12 protein-coding genes are annotated in these 15,580 nt (G+C 69.4%); 3 read left to right on the top strand and 9 right to left on the bottom strand.

Annotation, left to right across the window (positions count from 1 at the left end):
- Positions 1–40: 40 nt before the first annotated feature.
- On the bottom strand, positions 41–571 hold the full coding sequence (locus tag ACWFRJ_RS20415) for an alkyl hydroperoxide reductase (RefSeq protein WP_383284832.1): 531 nt from the start codon (positions 569–571) through the stop codon (positions 41–43).
- 15 nt (positions 572–586) lie between these two features.
- The gene (locus ACWFRJ_RS20410) at positions 587–1,141 is read right to left on the bottom strand and encodes a peroxiredoxin (protein ID WP_383284835.1); all 555 of its coding nucleotides are present in this window, start codon (positions 1,139–1,141) and stop codon (positions 587–589) included.
- Between the two features lie 173 nt (positions 1,142–1,314).
- On the opposite strand from ACWFRJ_RS20410, the gene ACWFRJ_RS20405 reads away from it, so the two are divergent.
- Complete coding sequence (locus tag ACWFRJ_RS20405; RefSeq protein ID WP_453532346.1) at positions 1,315–2,271, top strand: LysR substrate-binding domain-containing protein; 957 nt, start codon at positions 1,315–1,317, stop codon at positions 2,269–2,271.
- 42 nt (positions 2,272–2,313) lie between these two features.
- On the opposite strand, the gene ACWFRJ_RS20400 is transcribed toward ACWFRJ_RS20405, so the two are convergent.
- From ACWFRJ_RS20400 to ACWFRJ_RS20390, 3 genes are read right to left on the bottom strand one after another with little or no spacing between them, the layout of a single operon-like run.
- The gene (locus ACWFRJ_RS20400) at positions 2,314–4,758 is read right to left on the bottom strand and encodes an FtsX-like permease family protein (RefSeq protein ID WP_453532343.1); all 2,445 of its coding nucleotides are present in this window, start codon (positions 4,756–4,758) and stop codon (positions 2,314–2,316) included.
- On the bottom strand, positions 4,755–5,441 hold the full coding sequence (locus tag ACWFRJ_RS20395) for an ABC transporter ATP-binding protein (RefSeq protein WP_453532340.1): 687 nt from the start codon (positions 5,439–5,441) through the stop codon (positions 4,755–4,757). The genes ACWFRJ_RS20400 and ACWFRJ_RS20395 overlap by 4 nt, the downstream gene beginning before the upstream one ends.
- Positions 5,438–5,965, bottom strand: a complete 528-nt coding sequence (locus ACWFRJ_RS20390) for a PadR family transcriptional regulator (RefSeq protein ID WP_389903767.1) — start codon at positions 5,963–5,965, stop codon at positions 5,438–5,440. The genes ACWFRJ_RS20395 and ACWFRJ_RS20390 overlap by 4 nt, the downstream gene beginning before the upstream one ends.
- A 316-nt stretch (positions 5,966–6,281) precedes the next feature.
- Here ACWFRJ_RS20390 and ACWFRJ_RS20385 point away from each other — a divergent pair, with 316 nt between their 5' ends.
- Complete coding sequence (locus tag ACWFRJ_RS20385) at positions 6,282–8,576, top strand: transglycosylase domain-containing protein (protein ID WP_453532337.1); 2,295 nt, start codon at positions 6,282–6,284, stop codon at positions 8,574–8,576.
- Positions 8,577–8,689: 113 nt separating this feature from the next.
- On the opposite strand, the gene ACWFRJ_RS20380 is transcribed toward ACWFRJ_RS20385, so the two are convergent.
- The 4 genes from ACWFRJ_RS20380 to ACWFRJ_RS20365 all read right to left on the bottom strand — a co-directional run bounded on the left by ACWFRJ_RS20380 (position 8,690) and on the right by ACWFRJ_RS20365 (position 13,872).
- Positions 8,690–10,795: a SpoIIE family protein phosphatase gene (locus tag ACWFRJ_RS20380; RefSeq protein WP_453532334.1), complete on the bottom strand. Its 2,106-nt coding sequence runs from the start codon at positions 10,793–10,795 to the stop codon at positions 8,690–8,692.
- 55 nt (positions 10,796–10,850) lie between these two features.
- Positions 10,851–11,543, bottom strand: coding sequence for a class I SAM-dependent DNA methyltransferase (locus ACWFRJ_RS20375; protein WP_453532331.1), 693 nt, complete (start codon positions 11,541–11,543; stop codon positions 10,851–10,853).
- A gap of 127 nt (positions 11,544–11,670) precedes the next feature.
- Entirely contained in the window at positions 11,671–12,357 is a 687-nt protein-coding gene (gene fomD, locus ACWFRJ_RS20370) for a cytidylyl-2-hydroxypropylphosphonate hydrolase (protein ID WP_453532328.1), read from the bottom strand.
- Positions 12,358–12,450: 93 nt separating this feature from the next.
- On the bottom strand, positions 12,451–13,872 hold the full coding sequence (locus ACWFRJ_RS20365; RefSeq protein WP_453532325.1) for a class II fumarate hydratase: 1,422 nt from the start codon (positions 13,870–13,872) through the stop codon (positions 12,451–12,453).
- Positions 13,873–13,994: 122 nt separating this feature from the next.
- On the opposite strand from ACWFRJ_RS20365, the gene ACWFRJ_RS20360 reads away from it, so the two are divergent.
- The gene (locus tag ACWFRJ_RS20360) at positions 13,995–15,539 is read left to right on the top strand and encodes a ricin-type beta-trefoil lectin domain protein (protein ID WP_453532322.1); all 1,545 of its coding nucleotides are present in this window, start codon (positions 13,995–13,997) and stop codon (positions 15,537–15,539) included.
- Positions 15,540–15,580 lie beyond the last annotated feature (41 nt).

Here is a 15,580-nt window from a genome sequence, read left to right as displayed (position 1 = left end):
CAACTGCTGAGCGGGGCCGCTTCTTCTGCTTCCGGGGGCGTTACGCCAGGGACTCCTCGGAGTCCAGCGTCACGCCGACCGCCTGGATGACCGCGGCGATCTTGAAGGCTTCCTGGATCGTCTCGCGATCCACGCCCGCCTTGCGCAGCACCTGCTCGTGGGAGTCGAGGCACTGGCCACAGCCGTTGATCGCGGAGACCGCGAGCGACCACAGCTCGAAGTCGACCTTCTCCACGCCCGGGTTACCGATGACGTTCATCCGCAGGCCTGCCCGCATCGTCCCGTACTCGGGGTCCGAAAGCAGGTGACGCGTGCGGTAGAAGACGTTGTTCATCGCCATGACGGCCGCGGCCGACTTGGCGGCGGTGTACGCCTCGGGGGAGAGGTTCGCCTTCGCCTCGGGCTCGAGCTCGCGCAGCACCGTGGTGGAGCGGGATGCGATCGCGCAGGCGAGCACCGTGCCCCAGAGCTGCTGCTTCGGCAGGTCCGAGTTGCCGATGACCGAGCCGAGGTTCAGCTTCAGGTCCTTGGCGTAGTCCGGTACGGCGGACTTCAGTTCGTCGAGTGCCATGTCAGAAAGCTCCGTTCACTCGCCCGAGAGCAGCGCGACCGGGTCCAGGGTCTCGTCGCCCTGGCTCCAGTTGCAAGGGCACAGCTCGTCCGTCTGGAGGGCGTCGAGGACCCGGAGGACCTCCTTGGGGTTACGGCCGACGGAACCGGCGGTCACCATCGTGAACTGGATCTCGTTGTTCTGGTCGACGATGAAGACGGCGCGCTGGGCGAAGCCGTCCTCGCCCTCGATGCCGAGGTCACGCATGAGCTCGTGCTTCGAGTCGGCCAGCATCGGGAAGGGCAGGTCCGTCAGGTCCGGGTGGTCCTTGCGCCAGGCGTGGTGCACGAACTCGGAGTCGCCGGAGAAGCCGAGGATCTGGGCGTCACGGTCAGCGAACTCTTCGTTCAGCTTGCCGAAGGCGGCGATCTCGGTCGGGCACACGAAGGTGAAGTCCTTGGGCCACGCGAAGACGATCTTCCACTTGCCCTCGTAGGTCTTGTGGTCGATCTGCTGGAACTCCGAGCCCTTCTCCAGCGAGACACAGGCAGTCAGATCGAACTGGGGGAACTTGTCACCAACAGTGAGCACGCGCTCTCCTTGCTGCAAAGAAAATCCCTTTTGGGGAGTTTCCTGGGGGGTTGGACTGGTGTTGATGGTGGCACAGGGTGCATTGATTATGGAAATAGCTAGAGTGGGTCGTGTTGATCGGACCTAGCTATCAGTCCCAGTAGTAAAGGGGACGAGTGAGAAGGAGGAGTGCCGTGGCCACCAGCGCCAAGCCCGCGGCCAAGCGCGGCGCCCGCCAGCCGAGCCTCGCCCAGCTGCGCGCCTTCGCCGCCGTCGCCGAGCATCTGCACTTCCGGGACGCCGCCGCCGCGATCGGCATGAGCCAGCCCGCGCTCTCCGGCGCCGTGTCCGCCCTCGAGGAGACACTCGGTGTCACCCTGCTCGAACGTACGACCCGCAAGGTGCTGCTCTCGTCGGCGGGCGCGCGCCTCGCGGTGCGGGCCAGGGCCGTGTTGGAGGAGGTCGGGGCGCTGATGGAGGAGGCCGACGCGGTGCGCGCCCCGTTCACCGGAGCACTGCGGCTCGGCGTGATCCCGACCGTGGCGCCCTATCTGCTGCCCACGTTCATCGGGCTCGTCCACGAGAAGTACCCGGACCTCGACCTCCAGGTGCACGAGGAGCAGACCTCGTCGCTGATCGAGGGGCTCGGCGCTGGGCGGCTCGATCTGCTGCTGCTCGCCGTGCCGCTCGGCGTGCCCGGAGTCACCGAAATGCCGCTGTTCGACGAGGACTTCGTGCTCGTCACGCCCCTCGACCACTGGCTCGGCGGACGCGAGGGGATTCCCCGCGACGCCCTGCGCGAGCTGAACCTGCTGCTGCTCGACGAAGGGCACTGCCTGCGCGATCAGGCCCTGGACATCTGCCGGGAGGCCGGGCGCGCGGACGCGCCGGTGACCACGACCGCCGCCGGGCTCTCCACCCTCGTACAGCTGGTGGCCGGCGGGCTCGGCGTGACGCTGCTTCCGCGCACCGCGGTCCGCGTCGAGACCAGCCGCAGCAACCAGCTGCTCACCGGGTACTTCGCCGACCCTGCGCCGACCCGGCGCATCGCCCTCGCGATGCGTACGGGGGCCGCGCGCGCGGCGGAGTACGAGACGCTCGCCGTCGCCCTGAGGGGGGCCGTGAAGCCGTTGCCGGTGCGGGTGTTGTGACCCCGCACCGGCAACGCCCTGCTCCTGTGACTCCCGTGGGGATTACTCCGTCCGCAGGCCGTCCGGGCGCATCATGCGCCACAGGGGCGGCAGGCTGAGCAGCGTCACGACCGCGACGAGCACGGCCCCGGCGCCTGCCAGGGGCAGGAAGATCCACCAGTCCTCGACCGATTTCTCGATCATGCGGACCATGACGAGCCCGAGGCCGAGGCCGCCCGCGACGGCGAGGGCGAGGCCGAGCGCCACCGGGATCGCCGTCTGCCACAGGACCGACCACGCCATCGACGAGCGGCGCGTGCCGAACGCGGTGAGAACAGCCAACAGGCGCTTCCGCTCGCGCAGTTGCTCGAGGAGCGACACCAGCATGGACGCCGCGATGAGGACCATCGTCGCCATCGCGCCGATCTGCAGGCCGGTCTGGATGGAGGCGTACTGCTTGTCCCGCTCGACCGCGCGCAGCGTCATCACGTCGAGGAACGGGTCGATGCGGGCCGCGGTGTTGCGGATGTACTCCTCGTTGTCCGGCACGGCCGGATCGACCTGGATCATGGCGTTCGTCGAGGCGTCGACCAGCTTGGACAGGGAGACCGCGCCGGGCGTCGCGAAGATGCCGTTGTGCAGGTCGCCGCCCGGGTCGGGGCGGGCCTTGACCTTGCGCGAGTCGGCGGGCAGCGTCCACGGGATGTGCTTGAGGCCGGGCTCGTCCCAGCTGTCGGAGTTCAGCTCGATGGGCTTGCCGGGGCGGGCCGTCTCGTCGACCCACTTGTTCATTTCGCTGTCCCCGGTGTGCACGACGAACGTGTCGCCGTCCCTGCACGAGTCGATCCGGGCCAGCTCGCGCAGGTTCGCGCAGGTGCCGACCGTCAGCTCGGTGGTGGGCCTGATCGCGTCGGCGTCCTTCATCTCGCCCGGCTTCACGACGTACGAGGAGACCGTGCCGATGACGTTCTTGACGCCCTTGGTGGTACGGAACTTCTCGTTCATCTGCTCGGCTAGCTTGCCGTCCCCGACGTCCGCGCGGACCTGGAGCTTGGCCCGCCCCGGGTCGTTGTCCGTCATCCGGTCGAACTCGTCGTGCATCGAGCCGAACATCATCTGCAGGGCGATGGCGCCCGCCACCGCGACCGTGATGCCGCTGACCGAGCGGGCCGCCGTGCCGCTGCTCAACTGGAGCCTGCGGATGGCCAGCTGCCAGGGCACGGGGCCGCCGCGCACCTTGGCCACAGCCGCTTCGACGAGCCAGGGGAGCAGCGCGGCAAGGCCGATCAGGGTGAGCGTCGCTCCCACGCCGATGGCGAAGACCGGCGGAGCCACGTTGCCCCCGACATAGCCATTGATCACGTCGCCCCCGACCTGGCCCGACGCAAGGAGGATCCCGATGCCGAGGAGCGGCATCGCGATGCGCCACCAGATCCGGCGCTTGCGGGGCTTCGCGCTGCGGAACACGCCGAGGGGCTCGATGGCGACGGCCCGCAGCGAGATCAGCGTGACCACGAAGGCGGTGAGCGGGACGGCGAGCAGGACGAGCACCGCGAGGCCGGGCACCGGCGTCACGTCGGTGGCGAACGCGCTGACCTTCCACACGTCGAACACGCCGAGCAGCTCGCGCAGGCCCAGGAAGGCGACACCGCCGAAGACCAGGCCGAGCAGTGCGCCGCAGAGGGCCTCGCCCGCCGCGATCCTGCGCACCGCCCGTGCGTCCGCGCCGACAAGACGCAGCGCGGCCAGGCGCTTGTCCCGTTGGTCGCCGCCGAAGCGGACCGCCGTTCCGATGAAGATGACCACGGGAGTCAGCAGGACCACGCAGCCCAGGACGACCAGCACGATCAGGATCGGATCCAGCGGCTTCGGGGGCTCCTGATAGCCGAACTCCGTGACACGGTGTCCGCCCTTGGCCTGGGTGAGGGCGTCAGAACCGGCGTAGAAGTAGAGCTCTTGCGGGTGGACGAGGCCCGGGTCGCCGATGGTGCCCGTGACGCGGTACTTGGCGAAGCGCTCCTTGAGGAGCTTGCCCTCCGAGCTGTCCAGAAGGTCGCGCAGGGCGGGCGAGACGACCATCTCGCCGTCCGCGGGCAGCTTCTCCAGGCCGGGCGGCAGGGCGGGGTGCTTGCCCTCGGCGCGCACCGTACGGCCCTGCACCGTCGAGTCCCGGAAGTCGGTGTTGGCGTCGCGCGTGAGGACGGTGGAGTCGGTGCGCTTGTGGTGCTTGCCGTCGAGCTGGCCCTCGTCCGAGCGGGCCACCGAGCGGTCCTCGCGGCTCTGGAGCATGTTCGGCACGGAGGCCGCGCCGAGCAGCAGCGCCACACCGAGGCCGACGCCGACCGCGGTCAGGATCGTGCGGGCCCAGCCCGCACGGCCGCCGCCGACGGCGAACCGTATGCCCATCACGAGGTCGCGGATCCAGGCGCGGACGCCCGTCGGCGCGGTGTGCTCGGGGAGCGGCACCGCAGGCCCCGTACGGGCCTTGGCATGGGTGTCGAGGCTCATACGGCCCGCTCCATGTCCCGTGACTTGCCGTCGCGCACGACGATCTCGCGGTCGGAGTAGGCGGCGACCCGCGTCTCGTGCGTGACCAGGACGACGGCCGCGTTCGTCGAGCGTGCGGCGTCGGTGAGCAGCTCCATCACGCGCTCGCCGTTGAGCGAGTCGAGCGCGCCGGTCGGCTCGTCGGCGAAGAGGACGCGCGGGCTCGTGGCGAGGGCACGGGCCACGGCGACGCGCTGTCCCTGGCCGCCGGAGACCTCGCCGGGCCGCTTGGCGGCGACATCCTCGACCTCCAGACGCTCCATCCAGGTACGGGCGGTCGCCTCGGCGTCCTTGCGCTTGGCGCCGTTGAGCCGCAGCGGAAGCGCGACGTTCTCCACGCACGTCAGCTCGGGGACCAGCTGCCCGAACTGGAAGACGAACCCGAATTCGCTGCGGCGCAGGGCGCTCAGGGCGGAGTCCGGCAGGCCCGCGAGTTCGCGGCCGTTGTACGTGATGGAGCCCGAGTCGGGCTTGGCGATCCCCGCGAGGCAGTGCAGGAGCGTGGACTTGCCGGAGCCGGACGGGCCCATCACGGCGACGACCTCGCCGGGGTGGATGGAGAAGTCGGCGCCGTCGAGCGCGGTCGTCGGACCGTACGTCTTGCGAAGCCCTGCGGCGGTGAGAAGGGAACCTGCGGGGGTCATGCGGAGCGCACCTCCAGGGCGAGCTTGCCGAGGCGTGCGGCGGCGAGCTCCAGCCAGCGCAGATCGGCTTCGAGGTGGAAGAGCGCGTGGTCGCAGATCAGCTGATCGGCGAGGTCACCCTTGCGCTTGCGGTCGGTGAGGATGCGCATCAGGCGCAGGTGCTCGGCGCGCTGGGCGTCGAGCATCTCCGAGGCGTCGCGCTCGGTGAGCAGCGCGAGGACGACCTTCGTGTAGAGGGTCGACTGGAGGTAGGGCTCGGGCTTCTCCGGGGTGGCGAGCCACTGCTCGACGTCGGTGATGCCGGCTTCGGTGATCGCGTACCGCTTGCGCTCGGGGCCGCCCTCCGTCTCCACGCCGTCGACCTCGACGAGGCCGTTCTTCAGGAGGCGGGACATGGTCGAGTAGACCTGCCCGTAGTGCAGTGGCTTGTCGTGACCGAACTTCTCGTCGAAGGTGCGCTTGAGGTCGTAGCCGTGACGCGGGCCCGACTCAAGGAGGCCGAGGAGGGTGTGACCGATGGACATGCGGAGCACTCTACACCGTGTGTATACGTGCCATGTATACCCCGAGTGCGGAGCTCACAGGTTCGGAAAGCGGGCAACCTTCTGGGCCCCTGGATCGTCGATCTACTCGGGGCAATCACCGGTTCCTGTGGGGCAGGTGCTGATTGTCACGTCCGGAAAAGGCCGGATCGGCAGTCCTTTGTCCCCAGGTGCGGTGTTAGCTTCTTGAGCTGACTTGCCGGTCATATGGTCGGCCGACTGTCCGGTTCTCCGTACGGCGACACCGCACGACGGCACACGGACACGGATACGAGACGGAAGCGGAGCACACACACTCATGGGCCGAGCGGAAGAGCGACAGGCGCGGCAGCGCGGTGCGCGCCGGGCAGCGCGCAAGCGCCCCGCCGGTGACGGCAAACCCAAGCGGAAGGGCATACGCCGCTTCTTCACGCTGAAGAAGATCCTGGGTACGTTCTTCGTGCTCTGCCTGCTCGGCATGCTCGGCTTCGTCGTTCTCTACATGATGGTCGATGTGCCCGAGGGCAACGCCGCGGCCAAGCTCCAGAGCAACGTCTACAAGTACAAGAACGGCAAGGTCATCGCCAGGACCGGCGAGCTGAACCGTGAGGTCGTCGACCTGGACAAGGTCCCCAAGGAGGTCCAGCGGACCTTCGTGGCCGCCGAGAACAAGTCCTTCTACAAGGACAAGGGCGTCGACTTCAAGGGCACGGCCCGCGGCCTGCTCAACACGGTCACCGGCAAGGGCAAGCAGGGTGGCTCGACGATCACCCAGCAGTACGTCAAGAACTACTACTTGACGCAGGACCAGACGGTGACCCGTAAGTTCAGGGAACTGGTCATCTCGCTGAAGGTGGACCAGAACCGGAGCAAGGACGACATCCTCGCCGGGTACATCAACACCAGCTACTACGGCCGCGGCGCCTACGGGATCCAGGCCGCCGCCCAGGCGTACTACGGAGTCGACGCAGAGAAGCTGAACGTCACGCAGGGCGCCTATCTCGCCGCCCTCCTCCAGGCTCCGAGCCAGTACGACTACTCCTCCGCCACGGACGCCAGCAAGAAGCTGGTCAAGGCGCGCTGGAACTACGTGCTCGACAACATGGTCGAGGAGAACTGGCTGCCCGCGAGCGAGCGCGAAGGCCTGACGTTCAAGAAGCCGCAGTCGCCCAAGGCCGCTCCGGGCCTTGAGGGGCAGACCGGCTACCTCGTGAAGGAGGCCAAGGCCGAGGTCATGAAGGCCGGCCACCTCAGCGAGGAGCAGTTCGACGCGGGCGGCTATTCGATCACGCTCAACATCGACGAGAAGAAGCAGAAGCAGCTCGAGAAGGCCGTCGACAAGACGTTGAACGACAAGCTCGACCCCGAGAAGAACAAGGCCGACGCCCGGGTGCAGGCGGGCGCCGCGTCCGTCGATCCCAAGACCGGCAAGGTCCTTGCGATGTACGGCGGCAAGGACTACGTGAAGCACTTCACGAACAACGCCACCCGGCGTGACTACCAGCCCGCCTCCACCTTCAAGCCGCTGATCCTGGCCGCAGCCCTGGAGAACGGCGCCAAGACCCAGACCGACCAGCCGATCACGGCGAACACGATCTACGACGGCACCAGCAAGCGCCCCGTCAAGGGCAGCGACATCGGCTTCTCGCCCCCGAACGAGGACGACAAGAGCTACGGCCCTGTCACCGTCCAGAAGGCGATGAACAAGTCCGTCAACTCCGTCTTCGCGCAGATGGGCGTGGACGTCGGCATGGACGAGGTGCTCAAGACCGCGGGCGACCTCGGCATGAACGTCGAGGATCTGCCCGCCGTGCCCGCCCAGACCCTGGGCACCATGGGTGCGAGCCCGCTGGAGATGGCGGGCGTCTACGCCACGCTCGACAACCACGGCAAGAAGGTCACGCCCGCGATCGTGGCCTCCGTCGAGCACAAGGACCGCACGATCGACCTGCCCGACCCGATCGGTGAGCAGGCCGTCGATCGCGGCACAGCGGACTCGCTCACCTCGGTCCTGACCGGCGTGGTCGACGACGGTACTGGCAGCGCGGTGCGCAGCCCCGTACAGGACGTGGCGGGCAAGACCGGTACGTCCGACGACAACAAGTCGGCCTGGTTCACCGGCTACACGCCGAAGCTCGTGACCTCCGTCGGCCTCTTCGGCGAGGGCGCCGCGGGCACGGCCGAGGAGAGCAAGCAGGTGTCCATGAAGGGCGCGGGCGGTCTGCCGCGTGTCGACGGCGGCAGCTTCCCGGCGCAGATCTGGGCGGCGTACACCTTCAAGGCGATGGGCTCGCCCAGCAAGTTCGACCTCGACACGTCCATGGGCGCGGCCATCGCGCCGCCCCCGGACCCGACGACGAGCGCCCCTGACGAGCCGACGGACGAGCCCTCGGACACGCAGGACCCGACGACGGACAAGCCGACGGACAAGCCGACGACGGACAAGCCGACGGACGACCCGACGACGGACAAGCCGACGGACGACCCGACGACGGAGGATCCGACGGACCCGACCGACGAGCCGGACCCGAGCGAAACCATCGAGATCCCGGAGAACCCGAACGGCAACGGGAACGGCAACGGGAACGGGAACGGGCGGCAGAACAGGGACTGACGGCCACAGCCGCACCCGCACGGCACGGCACGGCGAAGGGGCCCACAAGCAACTGCTTGTGGGCCCCTTCGCCGTGAACTGCTCCGTGAACAGCTCTGTGCACCGCTCCGGACTCAGCTGTGGTTCAGCTCGAACCAGACCACCTTGCCGGTGCTCAGACGCGTCGCGCCCCACCGCCGGGCCAGCTTGTTGACCAGGTAGAGCCCGCGTCCGCCCTCGTCCGTGGCCCGCGCCTGCCGCAGCCGCGGCAGCTGCGGCACCTCGTCCCCGACCTCGCAGCGCAGGACGTCCGTACGCAGCAGACGCAGGGTCACCGGACGGGACGCGTACCGCACGGCGTTCGTGACGACCTCGCTGACCAGGAGCTCCAGGGAGTCGGTCAGCTCCTGCAGGCCCCAGCGCTCCAGGGCGCTGCGGGCCAGGCGCCTGGCGCGGGCGGGCGTGGCGTCCTCCGGCTCCAGGTACCAGTACGCGACGTCGCTCGGCGCGATCCCGTCGAAGCGGGCGGCGAGCAGCGCGATGTCGTCGTCCCTGTCGCCGGGGCCGAGCATGTCGAGCACGTCGTCGCAGAGGGCTTCCAAGGGCGGCGGGTGGTCCGGGCCCGTCAACTGGGCGGTGGCCGCGAGCCGCTCGCGCAGCTGCTCTATGCCCGTCCACACGTCACGCAGCCGGGACTCGACGAGGCCGTCCGTGTAGAGCAGCAGGGTGGCGCCCGCGGGCGCGTCGAGCTCCACGGCCTCGAAGTCGACGCCGCCCACGCCGATGGGGGCGCCCGGCGGAACGCGCAGGACCTCGGCGCGGCCTCCCAGGTGCAGCAGGACGGGCGGCGGGTGCCCTGCGTTGGCGATGGTGATGCGGTGGGCGACCGGGTCGTAGACCGCGTAGAGGCAGGTGGCCATCCGGTCCGAGCCGAGCCGCTGGGCCTGCTCGTCCAGGTGGTGCAGGACCTCCTGGGGCGGCAGGTCGAGCCCGGCCAGGGTCTGCGCGGTCGTCCGCAGCTGGCCCATGATCGCGGCCGATGTCATGGAGTGCCCCATGACGTCGCCCACGACGAGCGCGACGCGGCTGCCGGGCAGCGGGATCGCGTCGTACCAGTCGCCGCCGACGCGGGCCGTCTCGGCGGCCGGGAGGTAGCGGGACGCCAGGCGGACGCCGGTGGGGCGCGGCAGGGTCTCCGGGAGCATCGTGCGCTGGAGCTCGTCGGCGATGTACGCCTCGCGGCCGTAGAGCACGGCCTTGTCGATGCCGAGCGCGCTGTGCGTGGCCAGTTGGGCGGCGACCAGGAGATCGTCGTTCTCGAACGCGGGCCGGTCGGGGCGGCGCAGGAACACCGCGGCGCCGATCACCCGGCGCCTGCCCCGCAGCGGGGCGAGGATCGTCCGCTGCCCGGCAGGCGCGCTGCGGCCCTCGCCGAGCAGCTCGGGCAGTGCGGCGCGGGCCGCGGGGCCGTCGGCGAAGACCGGGCGGACACCGCGCAGGACCTCGGCGAGGGCGCCGCCGGGGTTCACCTCGCACAGTTCGGCGGTCGTCACGAGGTCGTTCTGCATCTGGAGGGCGGGCAGGGTGCCGCCGTCGGTGTCGGGCTCCTCGGCCCCTTCCTCGATCGAGCGCAGCCGGTCGGTACGGCGCAGACGCAGGACGAGAGTGCCGCTGGGCCGCTCCTCGCCGACCGGCAGCGGGTCGCGGAGGTAGACCAGTATCGCGTCGGAGAACGTCGGCACCGTGGCCCGGCACAGGCCCATCACGATCTCGTCCAGGTCGATGCCGCGGGCGATGCGCCGGGTCGCGGCGCCCACGAAGCGCAGCCGGTCGCCGTCACGTCGCATTGCCGCCGGTCCTGAGCCCGGCGGCCGTGGTTGTCCCGTACGCCGCTCCTCACCGCCAGGGGCGCCCGCTGGGGCGCCGTCAAGGATGTCCTGTCCTTCGCCACGTCCGGGCGCCGGATCGGGGCCTGGGCGGGCGGGCACGCCCTCCGGGGCGGGGCGCGGCCGGTGCGGGTCGGGCTGGTGGCCCGATGGGCCCGAGGACTGGGAGTGCTCGTCGCTGGGCCCTGCGGCCGGGTCGCCCGTCCGGGCCTGAGCCTGTGCGGGGAAAGCGGCCGTGCCCGGGGCGTCCCGCGTCTTTCGGGCACGCGCAAGGGCCCCGCGGGTATCCGCGGGGGCGGCGGGCCGGGCAGCTCGGGGCTGTCGGCCCTCGTCGGGGATGGAATGCTCCGTCACGCGTTTCGAATCCGTCCGTCCGGGGCTGCGCCTTGGTGTCCGGTGGCTACTTTGGTCAGCCGCGTCGGCAGTGCAGGAAAAGCTGGTGCTCGGGTGGTACGCCGGTACTCGCCGGGGCGTAGGAGTACGTTTCCTCGTCGATGATGTCGAAGCCCGCGTCACGTACGACCTGCCGCAGTTCGTCCCGCAGGTAACCGGATACCCGGATTGTGTGACCCAGGAACGGAATTCTCGCGTCGTCCAGGTCGGCCTCGACCATGGACAGCGCGAGCAGGCCACCGGGGCGCAGCAGTCCGTGCAGCAGCCGCAGAGCGTACGGGATCTCGGCGCGCGGCAACATCAAGAGCGCGAAGAACGCCGTGATCCCGTCGAACCGGCCTACCCCGTCGGGCCCTTCGGCCCGCAGTTTCGCCACGTCCAGCATGCGGAACTCGGCGCTGTCCGCCGGAACGTTCTTCCTGGCCAGATCGAGCATGCCGGACGAGAGGTCGACGCCGAGGACGAAGTGCCCGGCGTCGGTGAGCTGACGGGCGGTCGGGAGCCCGGTGCCGCATCCCACGTCGAGCACCCTCGACCCGGGCGGCAGCGCGTCGAGGAGCCTGCGCCCAGCGGCCAGCTGGCCGTCCTTGTGCGGGAAGGCGTCGTCGTAGTGCTGCCCGATGGCGTCGAAGGCTTCGGCCTGCCCCTTCCGGTCGGTCAGTACGCCGGGTGGCCCGCCGTAACTGTCGACCCCGCTCGCCTCGCTCACGTTCTGCCGCCCCTCGATGACATCCTGTCAGGCAACGCGCAAGCTCAGGGAGTTGCTGCTGAGTTGCTGCTGTGCGCCCTTGCGGAGGACGATCCTACGTTTGAACCATGGGGGCGCATCAAGGGTCTCATGACGTCACATGTGAAGGCGTGCGGTCCCAGTCATCCGGAAGGAGTGGAATCGTCCAGTCCGGATCAGGGCGCCAGTGCTGCCAGTTGTCCGAAAAAGGCAGCCCCCAGGAGCGGATCACCTCGATGGCCTCATGCCCGGCGGCCCGTACTTCACGCGCCTTTCCCGGTTCCATGAGGCCGGCGCGCTGAGCCTGGACGAACTCGTCCTCGTCGTGCCACTGCCAGGTCCGGTCGGGCCGCACGGAGATGTCCAGAAAGTGATCCTCGGAATCGATGCCTCCGGCCCACCGGGTGCGCGGCTCCTCCAGGTTCACGTACCAGTTCTTGAACTGCCATCCCGGGTCCCAGAACAGCCACACCGACCACGGCTCGGCGGTCCTTGCCAACTTCAGTACGCCGGTGCCGAACCAGTGGTCCCTGCGCAGGGCACGGGGTTTGGTGTAGCGGGTGGCGAGGGGCTCGTGGTGAACGGGAGTGCCGTCGGCGATGACGGGTTTCACGCATTCCGTTCCGGGGGCCATCCACGCGGCGAAGAGCTCTTCGGTGTCCTGCACGACCGTGACGGGCCGGCAGATGTGAATTCCGTTCCCGGCGTTCTCCTTGTACCGCCACAGCACATGGGAGCCGGGGGCCCAGCGTGCTGCTTCGCTGCTCGTCGTTGGCGGCGTGGTGAGGTCTGTCATGCAGAGATATTAGTCGCCGCATGGGCAGGTTCCTCAGAACCTGTCCATGCGTAAAGGAAATCGCCCTACGGCCGTGTTTGCCCTACGGACGCGTCATTTTCCTTCCGGACGCGTCATCCGCAGCACGTCCAACGCCTCGTCCAGCTGTGTCAGCGTGAGATCGCCCCGCTCGACGTACCCGGCTTCGAGCACGACCTCCCGGATGGTCTTCCGGTCGGCCAGCGACTTCTTGGCGACCTTCGCCGCCTCCTCGTACCCGATGTACTTGTTCAGCGGAGTGACGACGGAGGGCGAGGACTCGGCGTACTCACGGGCCCGCTCGGCATTCGCGGTGATTCCGTCCACCGTCCTGTCGGCGAGCAGCCGCGAGACATTGGCGAGGAGCCGCACGGACTCCAGTACGTTCTTGGCGATGACCGGCAGCATCACGTTCAGCTCGAAGTTCCCCGCGGCGCCCGCGGCGGCGACCGTCGCGTCATTGCCGGTGACTTGAGCGGCGACCATGAGGGCCGCCTCCGGAATGACCGGGTTCACCTTTCCCGGCATGATCGAGGAACCGGGCTGCAGATCGGGCAGGTTGATCTCGGCGAGCCCGGTCCGCGGCCCCGAGGCCATCCAGCGCAGATCGTTGGCGATCTTCGTGAGGCCGACGCCGATCGTCCGCAGCTGCCCGCTGGTCTCGACGATGCCGTCCCGCGCGCCCTGGGCCTCGAAGTGGTCCCGCGCCTCGGTCAGCGCGAGTCCCGTGGCCCGCGCCACCTCCTCGATCACGGCCGCCGAGAAGCCGGGCGGAGTGTTGATCCCGGTGCCCACCGCCGTGCCGCCGAGCGGCAGTTCGGCCAGGCGCGGCAGCGAGGACCGCAGCCGCTCCACGCCGTAGCGCACCTGCGCCGCGTATCCGCCGAACTCCTGGCCGAGCGTGACGGGCGTCGCGTCCATCAGGTGCGTACGCCCGGACTTCACGACGCCGGCGAACTCCTCCGCCTTGCGCTCCAGGGCGGTCGCCAGATGGTCGAGCGCGGGGATCAGGTCCTGCGTCACGGCGCCCGTGGCCGCGATGTGGATCGAGGAGGGGAAGACGTCGTTCGACGACTGGGAGGCGTTCACGTGGTCGTTCGGGTGGACGTCACGGCCAAGACGCTCCGTGGCCAGCGTCGCGAGCACTTCGTTCGTGTTCATGTTGGACGACGTGCCGGAGCCCGTCTGGAAGACGTCCACGGGGAAGTGCTCGTCCCAGCGTCCTTCGACGACCTCGCCCGCCGCGTCGGCGATCGCCTCCGCGACGTCCTTGTCGAGCACTCCGAGGTCCGCGTTGACCTTCGCGGCCGCCGCCTTGATCCGGGCGAGCGCGGCGATGTGCGCGCGCTCGATGCGCTGCCCGGAGATGGGGAAGTTCTCCACCGCCCGCTGCGTCTGAGCCCGCCATTTCGCGTGCGCGGGGACCCGTACCTCGCCCATGGAGTCGTGCTCGATCCGGTACTCACCGCTTGCGCTTGCGCTGGCGTCGCTGGTCATGCCTCGAACCTACCTCTCCGTCAAAGCTCGCTGAAAAGTTGAGCACTTGTCTTGTTCTGGGTATTCCCAAGACTCTTACCGACCAGTAAAAACCGTGGGTAACACCAAACCGGGGAGGCGCAATGAAGCGCATCAGACACAGCCGCAGGGCCAGGCTGCGATGTACGTTCGCGGCGGCCGTGGCGATGGCGGCGGTGCTCGGCACCGTCGCGGGCACACCCGCCCAGGCGGCGGACGGCAAGGGCGGCGGGAGCACCGCGCCCGCATCGGCGCCCCTGCCGCCCGACCTGGAGAAGATCCGCGCGGACGAGGCCACCAAGCTCTACGGCGACCCGGCCGAGCGCCCGCTCGCCGACCGCAGGACCGGCCTCATCTCGCTCGGCGACAGTGAGATCTCGGGCGAGGGCGTCGGAACGTACGAACCCGGCACCGACGGTCCCGACAACTGGTGCCACCGCTCCCCGGACGCCGCGATCCACCGCACGGGCATCCCCGCGGACGAGACGTACAACGTCGCCTGCTCGGGAGCGCAGACCGTCAACATCAAGATCGGCGGGACCAAGCAGTACCCCGACGAACTGGTGCAGAGCGACAACCTCGCCATCAAGGCGCGCAACACCAAGATCAAGGCGGTCATGCTGGTCATCGGGGCCAACGACGACCTCGAGTTCTCGCCGGTGATGACCGACTGCGTCACGCGCTTCCTGCTCAGCCAGGGCGCCTGCGCGGGCAAGTACACGGCGGGCTGGCAGGCGCGGGTCGACGCGCTCGTGCCCAAGGTCGAGCAGTCCATCCGTGACCTGAAGACCGTCATGAAGGACGCGGGATACGCGGGCGGCGACTACAAGCTGGTCGTCATGGGCTATCCGAGCCCGATCGGCCCCGACTTCCGGGACAACCCGAAGTTCCCGGGGAAGCTGGTCTGCGGCGGTCTCGGCTACGACTCCGACACCGAGTGGGGCCGCAACTACGCCGTCCCCGCCTTCGGGACCGGCATGCGCAAGGCGGCCAGGGCCGCGGGCGCCACCTACCTCGACAACTCCCGCCTCTTCCAGGGCCACGAGGTCTGCATGGAGGACACCTGGGCGCGCGGTCTCTACGTGGACCTCTCCAACCCGTTCCCGCCGGACTCCAATTCGGTACGCCAGTCCTTCCACCCCAACGCCCGCGGCCACGCGGCCTTCGCCTCCTGCCTGACGCAGCTCTACAACTCCGGCTGGAGCGAGGGCGGTTGCGCGGACCCGGCGAGCACCGGCAGCCCGAAGCTCCACCAGGGCGGATGGGACGACGCGTACAAGCCGCTGAAGAACGAGGGCACGGGGACGTGCGCGGACGTCAACGCGTCGAGCAGCCGCAACGGCACCAAGGTGCAGGGCTGGGACTGCACCGGAAACCGCAACCAGACCTGGTGGTACGACGACTCGCGTGAGTCGCTGCACACCGGCCTGACCCAGGACCGCTGCCTGGACGTGCCCGACAGCGCCTACAAGGAAGGCGCCGCGGTCACCCTGTGGAACTGCCACGGCGGCGCCAACCAGCAGTTCGTGCGCGAGGCGGGGACGCTGCGGCCCGCCGCCGCGAAGGGGCTCTGCCTGACCCTCGCGGGAGCCAAGGAGCCGCTGCGGCTCCAGAAGTGCGCGGGGGCGGCGAACCAGCGGTTCGCCTGACCTCACTTCAGGAACACGGAACTTCAGGGACACGGAAGGGC

This window comes from Streptomyces sp. NPDC055239, assembly GCF_053606205.1.
This window is presented reverse-complemented; position numbering and strand designations above follow the sequence as displayed.

Bases quoted from the DNA above. Each gene is read 5' to 3' on its own strand.
- ACWFRJ_RS20385 (WP_453532337.1), top strand. From the start codon at position 6,282: ATGGGCCGAGCGGAAGAGCGACAGGCGCGGCAGCGCGGTGCGCGCCGG.
- ACWFRJ_RS20360 (WP_453532322.1), top strand. From the start codon at position 13,995: ATGAAGCGCATCAGACACAGCCGCAGGGCCAGGCTGCGATGTACGTTC.
- ACWFRJ_RS20365 (WP_453532325.1), bottom strand. From the start codon at position 13,872: ATGACCAGCGACGCCAGCGCAAGCGCAAGCGGTGAGTACCGGATCGAG.
- ACWFRJ_RS20395 (WP_453532340.1), bottom strand. From the start codon at position 5,441: ATGACCCCCGCAGGTTCCCTTCTCACCGCCGCAGGGCTTCGCAAGACG.
- ACWFRJ_RS20390 (WP_389903767.1), bottom strand. From the start codon at position 5,965: ATGTCCATCGGTCACACCCTCCTCGGCCTCCTTGAGTCGGGCCCGCGT.
- ACWFRJ_RS20400 (WP_453532343.1), bottom strand. From the start codon at position 4,758: ATGAGCCTCGACACCCATGCCAAGGCCCGTACGGGGCCTGCGGTGCCG.
- fomD (WP_453532328.1), bottom strand. From the start codon at position 12,357: ATGACAGACCTCACCACGCCGCCAACGACGAGCAGCGAAGCAGCACGC.
- ACWFRJ_RS20415 (WP_383284832.1), bottom strand. From the start codon at position 571: ATGGCACTCGACGAACTGAAGTCCGCCGTACCGGACTACGCCAAGGAC.